We start from the raw sequence: 10,325 nt of genomic DNA, 5'->3' as shown, positions 1-10,325 counted from the left end.
GGTCTGACCAGTTTTTTTTCAACAATTCTCTAAAAGCCTCTTGACAAAAGACTTACAGTCTTAACTTGTCACCAATGATCCCCGGCGGACTGTGAGACTCACGAAAAGAGCGATCGCCTAAAAAATCCCAACACACACAAACTACTTACCAAAAAACTTACAAAAAAAAGGAATTTATGCTGTACAAAATGAACCGACTTTCCCAATTATTTATCCTATTTTTTCTGACACTTTCCTTGTTACTAACAACCTCAACCCGACCAGTTTACTCACACTGGGCAGACTTATCCGTAGCAGAAATAGTAGTCAACGATTTGCAAACCGAAATAACATTAACTTTCCCAACCGGCTTAACAAACTTCGCCGACGACAATCGAGACAGCCAGCTACAACCTGCTGAAGTTCGCAGCCACCAAACACAGCTAGAAAAGTTTTTTAGCCAACAAATCCGCCTCACAAACAGTAGCAACATTCAAGGCTCCGTAGCAGTAAAACCGCTAGAAATAGCAGCTAAAACCCCCAGCTTACTACAGCAGCCCAATACCCACAGCACCTTAATCTTAAACTACACCTGGCCCGCACCTTCTCAAGATAAAACCCCCGCTTTACCTGACTCAATTTCCATCTCTAAACCAGAGAAATTGCGGATTAATTATAATCTGTTTTTGCCAGAAGTTCCGACAGCTAGCTGCCAAGCTACGATTGTACAAGGGGGTGCTGTAAAAAGCTTTGTGTTTACGCCGCAAAACCGGGATTTTTTGTTAGGTGAAAATGAATCTATCTGGGATTCAGGTTGGAGTTTGCTGCTAGCAATAGCGGGAGCATTTGCTTGGGGATGCGTGCACGCGATGTCGCCCGGACACGGAAAAACCATAGTCGGCGCTTATTTAGTGGGTTCGCGGGCTACTCCGATACACGCTTTATTTCTAGCTGCGACGACTACAATTACTCACACTGCAGGCGTGTTTGCTGTGGGCGGAATTACTTTGTTTGCTTCTAACTTAATTGACCCAGAAAAATTAGATCCTTGGCTGAGTTTAATCTCAGGTTTATTAGTAGCTTTCATCGGGCTAAATTTACTCTTAGAAAAAATCAAGACTAGGTTATACCATTTATCTAAAATCGTGCAACACTCTTCGACCCCCCCTAGCCCCCCCTTGCAAAGGGGGGGAACAAGAATACTGTTGCATTCTTTTTTAAAATTGGTATTAGTTGTGAAAACTGAATTCATCAAAAAAATTAAGACTAAAAGTTTTAATAAAAACTGGTTTTTAAGGACGGAACTCCTTAATATAAACCGTGAGGAACCAGTAAACCTTTTAAATAGAGGAAGTTGGGAGAGAGAATTTACACCTGTAAAACCCGATATATCTCACCACTACCACCATCACGGAGACGGCCGGATTCATTCGCATTTGCCTCCCGGTGCTGACGGTTCTCCCATTACTTGGAAAAGCTTATTGGCGTTGGGAATTTCCGGCGGTTTGTTGCCTTGTCCTTCCGCTTTGGTGATGCTGTTGAGCGCGGCGGCTTTGGGCAATGTTGGTTTGGGAATGACGCTAGTGGTAGCCTTTAGTTTGGGATTGGCTTTAGTGCTGAGTGCGATCGGATTAATCTTAGTTTATGCCAAACGGAATTTTGATAAACTGCCCAAACAGATAACAGCAGTCAAATTTCTGCCTGCGATTAGTGCGATGTTTGTAATGTTTTTGGGGTTGGGAATTACCGGACAGGCGATGTTGAAAATATTGGCTGCAAATCAATGGGTAATTGGCAATGGATAAGCATAAAATTATGACTCTCCCTCCTAACTACAAACTTACGAATAAGTCGGATTTTAGATACCCGATTTCTTGAAGAAGCCGGGTATCTGGGTATTTTGTTTTTAGCCGTTGCTCACTTATCCGGCCGCACTATGTTTATTAATAATTTCGGCTAAATCGGGTACTCCCTTTTCCACGTAATTCTTGGCTGAGGGGCGGAGTTTGGCATAGGCGCCTTTAACCATCGATCTTGTGCTTTTCTCGACCCTTTTGTCGCTGATTTGGAGCAATTCGTCTGCTACTTCACCTTTTCTTTGGGCTAGATATTCTACTGGGTTGCCATTGTTTACCCCTTCAGCCCACATCGGATCGAGTGCGATCGAGATTTCTGGCAGAAGTTGATCGACGACTTGGGCGCAATAGTCAGCCCGTATCCCCTTGACAGTAGAGTAGGCAGCTTTCAGAGCCAAACCACCCAATCCGGAGGCTGCTGCAACTTGTTGGTCTATCAACTTTACACAGTCATCAACAAAAGTTTCTCTGTGGTTTTCATTCAAGAGAATATCGCTAAGTCCCATTTTCGCTTTCCTTGATTTAATAGTCAATGTGCTTATTAGCTTTAAGCTCAATCTGACATCATATATCTATTTTGAGCCTTTACTCAAGGTTTCCCAAGTTTTTTAAGGTTTGAATGTCTCTATAAGACAGCCTGATGTTGAGATTTGTTTAGTATTTTAGGGGAATTAATGTTTTATCTACTACTAATTATTGGCCTACGGTTTGTAGTAAGGGCTTTAGTCCTTATTAGGTGATATTAATGAGGACTAAAGCCCTGACTACAAACTGATGAGTTGTGAACAGTCACATAGAAAAGAGGACAGCTCGAAAAAAATATTAGAAAGGCTCTGCCTAAGTCCGATCGCACTTGCACGTATGATCTGGCACGTATCATTAGGATTGGACATTCGGCTTGATGCCTGCAGGTACTGAAACGATGGGAAGTTTCAGGGTTTGAGCCGGACGATCGCTCGATCGCAATACCAAATTTTTCGGTAATTTCGCGGAAGTGCTTAGTCCGGGAAATATTTGAAGCGATAAGGTTAAGCCGGCCGCTAATAATAATTTTTCTAACATGGCACTTTCTCCCATACATATGCCCTAGGGCATAATTCCTCTTACACCTACAACATATAAACATCCTCAGTCGCTTGGTGCGATCGCATGGGCATAGTCTAAGTGACATATATCACCACGGAGAAGGGGGTGATGGGGATAGGGGGTGTGAGCCTAGGGGGTAATGGGCATTAGGGATGTGGGGGAGAGTGGGAAATCTTGACTCGCACTTCTGGCGTCAACATCCGTTGAACGTGTTAAATCCCTTACACTGCTTCCCTGCCAAACTTCCCTAAAAATCAAGAATTGTCCTAGAGAAAGAAGCCGTTGAGTCTCTCTCAAAGGTAGAATTAGCGCGTAGAAGTTATTTGACACAGCGGAGGTACCGACAAGATGCTTGCATACATTCTGGCGTTAGCGGTCGGTCTAGGCAGCTTCAGTATTTACATGGCGGCCTTCTTTTTTCCAGAAGTGCACCGCAAAAGTGATTTTACCTGGAGCGGGGTAGGGCTTTTTTATGCGTTAATTTTATGGGCTTGTGCGGGACGAATTACTGGTGCTCTCCTGCTTGGTCAAATGGCGGGCGTGGCGATGTTGGGCTGGTTTGCCTGGGAAACTCTGACTTTGCGCCGGCAGGTGACGCCGATTGCTGAGCAAACGCCGATTCCTCAGTCGGCGAAGTTGGCTGCAGCAGGCGTGCCGTTTACTGGCTTGTTTGCCAAGAAAAAAGAACCCGCAGCAGCGGCGAAAAAACCTAAGTTTGTTCGATCGCCCAAACCGAAAACTGATGTGGTTCCAGCACCCACTGTGGATAAGGGCGAGGTAAAGCTAGAGGAACAGCCGGCGATTTCCCCCATAGCTGAAAGTATTGCTGAAAATGCGATCGCACTTTCGGCCGAAAGTGCGATCGCCCCTGACTTGAAAATTCCCGACTCAAAACCACCTGCAATTGCAGAAATACCAGTGTTTTCAGTCGAAACTCCTGCTGCTGAGACTTCACCAACCCCAGCAGAATTAGCCAGCAGTTTCACTCCTCTACCTCTACCTCTAGAAATTTCAGAAATTGCCGTTGCGCCAAGTGTGGAGCCAGCAGAGGCTCAGCCAGAGCCTCCACAGCAGCCAGAAGTCGATGATTTTGACGAGGAAACAGAATGGAGGACAGCCGTTAAAGAGTCGCAGGCGGCAGCGGCAGCGGCGGCCCCAACGGCGGCCCCAACTCCTCCTACTCCTCCTAAACCAGCTAAAAAATCCGGCGGTTTCGGTAGTCTGTTTGACAACATCAAAAATAGTCTCGGCGGTATGTTGGGACGGGGTGCGGGTAAAAACAAATCTGATGCAACTCCGCAGACGCCAAAACCTTCAGTGACTCCAGAATCGATCGCACCTGAATCTCAAATAACGGCAACTCCAGCATCGGGTATTGACCAAATTCTCGAATCCGAATTAGCCCAGGCGGCTGCGGAAGTGGCAGCCGAAACCAGCAACACTGCTGTGGAAACAAGCCTTGGAGTGCCGTTTCCCAACGATGTTGAAGCAATGGCCGAGTTGATGGCTACAGAAACCGCGAGTTCTGACAAAATAGGGGACGGGACGATCGAAGATCGATCGTCCGCTGACACCCAGACACCTCTGGCTGCGGTTGGTGAACCGGAAGCAGCAGCCCCTGCTTTATCTCTGGAAACCCAGACACCGCTGGCTGCTGTTGGTGAACCGGAAGCAGCAGGCGTACCAGAAGCAGAAGCCCCTGCTGTATCTCTGGAAATGACTGTGGTAGAAATGGCACCGCCTGTAGAGATAGAAATACCGGGAGAACCTGGGTTGAGCGTGCAGGTGGAAACGGTTTCCGTATCAGTGATCTCGATCGAATCTACAGATAAAACACCATCTTCTGAGGGAGAACAACCGGAATTGATTCGCCCGAATCCCCCCCCTTCCACAGATAAAACACCATCTTCTGAGGGAGAACAACCGGAATTGATTCGCCCGAATCCCCCCCCTTCGGATCTAGTCTAAACTGCTAAACCGGCCGCTGAATCCAAGTCGGAGAATGTATCCGGCGAAGATAAGCCATCATCTTGAGCCCAAAAGCAAAAGGTAGAAACCAGAATTTTTTTGATTCTGCCTTCTGCCTTCTTACTTTTTACTTATTACTTTTTACTTTTTACTTCTTACTTTTTACTTCTGCCTTCTGCCTTCTGCCTTCTGCCTTCTGCCTTCTGCCTTCTTCCTTCTCTTTTAATATTATGAAAGCAATTATGGTCGTGGGAACAACATCTCACGCAGGGAAATCTTTACTCGTTGCAGCTTTATGTCGAATTTTTTCTCGACGCGGCTGGCGGGTAACTCCGTTTAAAGGTCAGAATATGGCACTGAATTCCTATGTCACAGCGGCCGGCGGAGAGATTGGTTACGCTCAAGCAGTGCAAGCTTGGGCTGCGGGCGTCGCACCTTGGGTAGAAATGAATCCGATTTTGCTCAAGCCACAAGGAGACATGACTTCTCAATTGATTGTCAAGGGCAGGGCGATCGCCAATGTGCGAGCAGCTCAATATTACGAGCAGTATTTCGATATCGGCTGGCAAGCTATTCGGGACTCTTTAGAATTTCTCAAGCAAGAATTTGACATGATTGTGTGTGAGGGAGCCGGTAGCCCTGCTGAGATTAATCTCAAACACCGCGATTTAACAAATATGCGGGTAGCTAAATATTTAAAAGCTCGAACTTTGCTAGTAGTTGACATCGATCGCGGCGGTGCTTTTGCTCACATCATCGGTACTTTGGAATTGCTCGATCCCGACGAACGAGCTTTAATTAAAGGATTCATTATTAATAAGTTCCGAGGGCAAAAATCGATCTTAGATCCCGGCCTGACTTGGCTAGAAGAAAGGACGGGAATCCCGGTAGTTGGCGTGATTCCTTGGATAGACGAAGTGTTTCCCTCAGAAGATTCTCTCGATTTGCTCGATCGGCGTTCTCCCAATTCTCAAACCGACATAAATATTTCGGTCATCCGCCTGCCCCGAATTTCCAATTTTACCGACTTTGACCCCCTGGAGTCGGAAACTAGCGTCACCGTCAAATATGTCAGCCCAAAAGACCATTTAGGCCATCCAGACGCCGTGATTTTACCAGGCTCTAAAACTACAATTTCCGATTTGCAAGTGCTGCGCCAAACAGGTATGGCAAAAGCTATTCAAAATTATTTAGTAGCTGGCGGTACCGTCATGGGAGTTTGCGGCGGCTTTCAGATGCTGGGACAAAGTATCACCGATAAAGAAGGCATTGAGGGAGAAAAGGGAGAATTTCCAGGATTAGGATTGCTGCCTTTGAAAACGGCGATGGCACCGAACAAAATTGCCCGCCAACGCATCGTAACATCTAACTATCCTCAACCGGGTTTGCCAGTTTCCGGTTACGAAATTCATCAAGGAAAAACGCAAATCCTAGAGTCAGATTTGACTCAACCGCTATTTGACGATGCTAGTTTAGGGATTGTCAATACTTCTCAATCAATTTGGGGTACATACCTGCACGGCATCTTTGACAACGGAGCTTGGCGGCGAGCTTGGTTAAATCACTTGCGGCAGCAGCGGGGACTCCGCGCATTGCCTACAGGTATTCCTAATTACCGAGAACACCGAGAAACTCTGTTAGACTCTCTAGCAGATACAGTGGAAAAGCATTTAGATATAAAGCATATTTTAGGTTAATTAGTTAACAGTTGACAGTTGACAGTTGACAGTTGACAGTTGACAGTTGACAGTTGACAGTTGACTATTAACTATTGTTTGTTAGAGTTGAGGTTCAAATTCAATGACAAAAGTTTGTTTTTTACCAGATAATGTAACAGTTGAAGCTGAACCAGGAGAGCTTTTGCTAGATGTAGCCAAACGTGCAGGGGTTTCTATTCCTACCGGCTGTCTCATGGGTTCTTGTCACGCTTGCGAAGTAGAAATTGATGGCGGAGATACGATTTGTGCTTGTATTTCCGGCATCCCTTCGGGGAAAAAGCAAGTGACAATTAATCTGTATGTTGACCCGACTTGGTAATTTGTTAGTAGTCAGTTGGCAGTTGGCAGTTGGTTGTTGGCATTAGTCATTAGTCATTAGTCATTAGTCAACAGTCAACAGTCAACAGCTAATTTTTTTGCCATTCTTGCTGTTTCTTTCGAGCAGATTGCAGCCATTTTTGGGATTCGGGATAAACAGTTGTGCCGGGTTTGACGGATTCTAATTGATTGATAATTTGTTGCAACTGGCTGAGGGAGTTATCGGGATTTTGAGAATTCACATTATTTTGCAAGTTGGCAAACAAGCTTTTAGCTGCTTGCAAAGCTTTTGCAGAATCTTTTTCTGCTTCCAGTCTAATCTGGGTAGTTCCTAAATCTTGTTGATATTTAGCGAGTTTGGTTTGAGCGTCGAGATAACCAGGGTTATCGACAGAAATCAATTTCAGTCTGTTAATAGCTTCTTGCCACAATTGTGCTATTTGCTCCCACTGTGCGGCGGGATGGGGCGGGTTTTTGGCGGCGACGGCGGCGGAGAAAGCAAATTCTTTGGCAGCTTCAATTAAGTTGTCAGCCTGCACAGAACCGGTGGCGACGCCGCCCATTGCTTGAAAGTCTCTTTCTGCTGCTTTGAGTGTTTTCTTAGCCGTTTCTCCCGCGAGGGTTTCGGCGGGAATTTGATTGAGTTGGTCGATCGCACTTTGCCAATTTACCGTCGCTTTTTGTCTATCTGTGGCGGTTTTGGCTTGCTGATACTGCTGTTTCGCCGCGTTGAGAGTTTGTTCGACTTGATTTAACTGAGTAAAAGCATTTTTTTGCTGGAAAATCTGAGCCTCCATCCGCCCGACATTTTTGCGGGCGGCTTGAAATTCATCGACTGTAAACCGCCAACTGCAGCCGAAAAAATTGCAGTAAGTTTGTGGATAGTAGCCGAGGAACCACACCGGCAAGGCGTCGAGGTGTTTTTGAGCCTCTTTTGCTTTAATTTCGCCCAAGTCAAAATCAGCGACAGCCGTGGCTTTATTCACGAGTTGATCGGATTGTTCCACAAGGGCGATCGCCTGCCGGTAATTGTGATCCATACTCATAAAACTCGGCAGCAATAGTATCGGCATTGTCTTCGCCACGGGCCAGCGAATCATGGGAAGAGGTAGATTAATCAGCCAAATTATCCCCGCAGCACTTCCCAGCAAACTCCCAGCAAAGATGATTTTACCGAACAATCCGGGCGGGCGGTTGGCTTTGACGGCAGCTTTGAGAGCTTGTTCGCTGAAGTTGGGAAATTCGTCTTTGAAGGTATCGCGGATTTCTTCTCTTGACGCGAAAGTGCCGTTTTGCGATCGTAACTTCTCCAACCGCTTGATTACCATCCGTCGGTAGACATCACCGGCTAGACTATCAGCCGCCGCGCACTTGTCAACTTCGGCCCGCAAAATTTCAAAAGCTCGATCGGTAAGACGCGCCATAAAACTCACCTATTCCTTTTAATTATTTTATAAGTTCCCTGTCATAATAATTGTTAAAATATATAAAGTTTATCTCAAATAATCCGAATTAAGTTCATGCCCACTGCTTTAATCACTGGTGCTTCTGGCGGAATTGGTGCAGCCTTTGCCGCCGAATTAGCGAAACGCAAGCACAATCTAATCTTGGTAGCTCGTTCCGAAGACAAATTGCAACAGCTAGCTGCTAAACTGCAACAGGAATTCAATATTTTGGTTGAAATTATCGTTCAAGATTTGACCGCACCAGGAGCCACAACTGCTGTATTTGACGCGGTTGTTAAAAAAGGTTGGACGGTTGATTTGTTGGTGAACAATGCGGGTTTTGGCGATTACGGTGCTTTTGCCGATCGCCCGCTTGCGAAACAAGTAAGCATGGTGCAACTAAATATTGTAGCATTAGTTGAACTATCGCACTTATTTTTGCAGGGAATGCGGCAGCGAAAAGCAGGAAGTATCATCAATGTTGCCTCCATCGCAGCTTTTCAACCGATGCCGTACTTGTCAATGTATGCAGCTACTAAAGCCTTTGTTTTGAGTTTCAGCGAGGCACTTTGGGCGGAAAACAAAGATTTAGGAATTCGCGTTTTGTGCCTTTGTCCAGGGCCCACAGAATCAGACTTTTTCGCAGTAGCTGAATTCCCTCAATCAATGGCATCCAGCAGCGGGCAAAAACTCGTTCCCGCAGCGGATGTAGTGCGAGATGCTTTGAAAGCTTTAGACAAAAATGAGTCTAATGTTGTGACAGGGGGAATTCCCAATCAAATCATCGCCAATATGCCTCGATTGATGCCGCGAGAACTTTTGGTGAAGTCGGTAGGAAAACTGTTTCGGGCGAAAGAGTAATTACGAAGGAAGTTGGGGAAGGAAGTAGTCTACGGGATTTAACGGATTTAACCGAGATGGGTTCTAGGAAAGTTCGGCAACAGATTGTGTACGAGATTTAACCCATTTAGCCGTGATCGGGAAAAAGGAACAGGGAAAAAAATTCCCAATTCCCAATTCCCAATTCCCAATTACTAATTCCGAGAATTACAAATATCGAGTTAACTGGACTCGATAGCGTTCCTTCTTAGTAACAGCAACTTCCCCAATTTCCAATCTTCCCTTGCCCGTAACAGCAATTAAATCTCCAGACTTGACATTATAACTAGCTTGAGTAACGTCTTTCCAGTTAACTCGCACGTCACCGCTGCCAATTAAATCGGCCATTTTGCTGCGAGACATTGCGAATCCAGCCGAGGCTACAGCATCCAATCTCATGGATGCTTCAACGGTTGTCATTTCTTTCTTTTTGGGTTCTCTAATTTTGAGTTCGCTCAACTCAATGCGCGTAGTTTTCACAGGAACCGATCGCACTTGCTGCAAACTCATCTCCAAATACTCTACCATCTCCGGCATGACAATGGCTTGCGCGCCGCGTTCTCCCAAAACAATCACATCGCCAGTTTTCTCGCGGACAATTCCCGTACCCAACATCGCCCCCAAAAAGTCGCGGTGAGAAGCTGTATCGAACAAGAAATTGCCAGCAATCTCCACCGCAGCAACGTTAACGCTAGCAGAGTCGATCGGGATATCCGATCGCGCGATCGCAATTCTTTGTCTTTCAGCTTGCGGGTAGCCGCCCCAAGCCACTAATTCCACGTCTGTTAAGCGCTTAAATACCGTCAGAGTGTCCGCCAATTCTGGAGGCGACAGAAAATCAGTCAGAGTAACTTCCCAAGTTTTAATTGCTTGTTCCGCTTGGTCGATCGCCCGCGCCACACAGTCGCGGTTTTCGATGCCTTTTAACAGTTCTTCTCTTTGTAACATCAGTCAATTTTAGATTCTAATTTGAAATTGCCAAACCTTGCTGTAACTAAAAAGTCTACTTTTTTAACAGTCGCACTAATTTAATTATAGTCTAAAATCATCAAATAACGAGCGTATGATTTTGGTTG

The 10,325-nt window shown here is 45.7% G+C and carries 9 protein-coding genes; 5 read left to right on the top strand and 4 right to left on the bottom strand.

Annotated features, from left to right (window positions below; genetic code table 11):
- Positions 1-176 precede the first annotated feature (176 nt).
- The gene (locus tag QUB26_RS21995) at positions 177-1,784 is read left to right on the top strand and encodes a HoxN/HupN/NixA family nickel/cobalt transporter (protein ID WP_333319719.1); all 1,608 of its coding nucleotides are present in this window, start codon (positions 177-179) and stop codon (positions 1,782-1,784) included.
- 116 nt (positions 1,785-1,900) lie between these two features.
- Here QUB26_RS21995 and QUB26_RS21990 read toward each other — a convergent pair whose 3' ends face one another.
- Positions 1,901-2,341 (bottom strand): DUF6918 family protein, encoded by a 441-nt coding sequence (locus QUB26_RS21990; protein ID WP_333238996.1) that lies wholly within the window; start codon positions 2,339-2,341, stop codon positions 1,901-1,903.
- A 373-nt stretch (positions 2,342-2,714) separates the two neighbouring features.
- Positions 2,715-2,897: a hypothetical protein gene (locus QUB26_RS21985; RefSeq protein WP_333238998.1), complete on the bottom strand. Its 183-nt coding sequence runs from the start codon at positions 2,895-2,897 to the stop codon at positions 2,715-2,717.
- 372 nt (positions 2,898-3,269) lie between these two features.
- Between QUB26_RS21985 and QUB26_RS21980 the strand changes: the two genes are divergently transcribed.
- The 3 genes from QUB26_RS21980 (at position 3,270) to QUB26_RS21970 (ending at position 6,926) form a co-directional block, all read left to right on the top strand.
- Entirely contained in the window at positions 3,270-4,889 is a 1,620-nt protein-coding gene (locus tag QUB26_RS21980; RefSeq protein WP_333319717.1) for a Ycf66 family protein, read from the top strand.
- Between the two features lie 230 nt (positions 4,890-5,119).
- Positions 5,120-6,586, top strand: a complete 1,467-nt coding sequence (gene cobQ, locus QUB26_RS21975; protein WP_333319715.1) for a cobyric acid synthase CobQ — start codon at positions 5,120-5,122, stop codon at positions 6,584-6,586.
- 103 nt (positions 6,587-6,689) lie between these two features.
- Complete coding sequence (locus QUB26_RS21970; protein WP_006634188.1) at positions 6,690-6,926, top strand: 2Fe-2S iron-sulfur cluster-binding protein; 237 nt, start codon at positions 6,690-6,692, stop codon at positions 6,924-6,926.
- Positions 6,927-7,014: 88 nt separating this feature from the next.
- Here QUB26_RS21970 and QUB26_RS21965 read toward each other — a convergent pair whose 3' ends face one another.
- Complete coding sequence (locus tag QUB26_RS21965) at positions 7,015-8,349, bottom strand: hypothetical protein (RefSeq protein ID WP_333319713.1); 1,335 nt, start codon at positions 8,347-8,349, stop codon at positions 7,015-7,017.
- A gap of 96 nt (positions 8,350-8,445) precedes the next feature.
- Between QUB26_RS21965 and QUB26_RS21960 the strand changes: the two genes are divergently transcribed.
- Entirely contained in the window at positions 8,446-9,231 is a 786-nt protein-coding gene (locus QUB26_RS21960; RefSeq protein WP_333319710.1) for an SDR family oxidoreductase, read from the top strand.
- A 186-nt stretch (positions 9,232-9,417) separates the two neighbouring features.
- Here QUB26_RS21960 and QUB26_RS21955 read toward each other — a convergent pair whose 3' ends face one another.
- On the bottom strand, positions 9,418-10,197 hold the full coding sequence (locus tag QUB26_RS21955; RefSeq protein WP_333239017.1) for a photosystem II S4 domain protein: 780 nt from the start codon (positions 10,195-10,197) through the stop codon (positions 9,418-9,420).
- Positions 10,198-10,325: the final 128 nt, after the last annotated feature.

Source organism: Microcoleus sp. B4-C1 (genome assembly GCF_036705285.1).
Lineage (GTDB): Bacteria > Cyanobacteriota > Cyanobacteriia > Cyanobacteriales > Microcoleaceae > Microcoleus.
The sequence above is the reverse complement of the archived record's forward strand: the minus strand, read 5'-3'. Positions and strand labels throughout refer to the sequence as shown.

Coding starts and splice junctions, on each gene's coding strand:
- QUB26_RS21995 (WP_333319719.1), top strand. CDS start 177: ATGCTGTACAAAATGAACCGACTTTCCCAATTATTTATCCTATTTTTT.
- QUB26_RS21990 (WP_333238996.1), bottom strand. CDS start 2,341: ATGGGACTTAGCGATATTCTCTTGAATGAAAACCACAGAGAAACTTTT.
- QUB26_RS21985 (WP_333238998.1), bottom strand. CDS start 2,897: ATGTTAGAAAAATTATTATTAGCGGCCGGCTTAACCTTATCGCTTCAA.
- QUB26_RS21980 (WP_333319717.1), top strand. CDS start 3,270: ATGCTTGCATACATTCTGGCGTTAGCGGTCGGTCTAGGCAGCTTCAGT.
- cobQ (WP_333319715.1), top strand. CDS start 5,120: ATGAAAGCAATTATGGTCGTGGGAACAACATCTCACGCAGGGAAATCT.
- QUB26_RS21970 (WP_006634188.1), top strand. CDS start 6,690: ATGACAAAAGTTTGTTTTTTACCAGATAATGTAACAGTTGAAGCTGAA.
- QUB26_RS21965 (WP_333319713.1), bottom strand. CDS start 8,349: ATGGCGCGTCTTACCGATCGAGCTTTTGAAATTTTGCGGGCCGAAGTT.
- QUB26_RS21960 (WP_333319710.1), top strand. CDS start 8,446: ATGCCCACTGCTTTAATCACTGGTGCTTCTGGCGGAATTGGTGCAGCC.
- QUB26_RS21955 (WP_333239017.1), bottom strand. CDS start 10,197: ATGTTACAAAGAGAAGAACTGTTAAAAGGCATCGAAAACCGCGACTGT.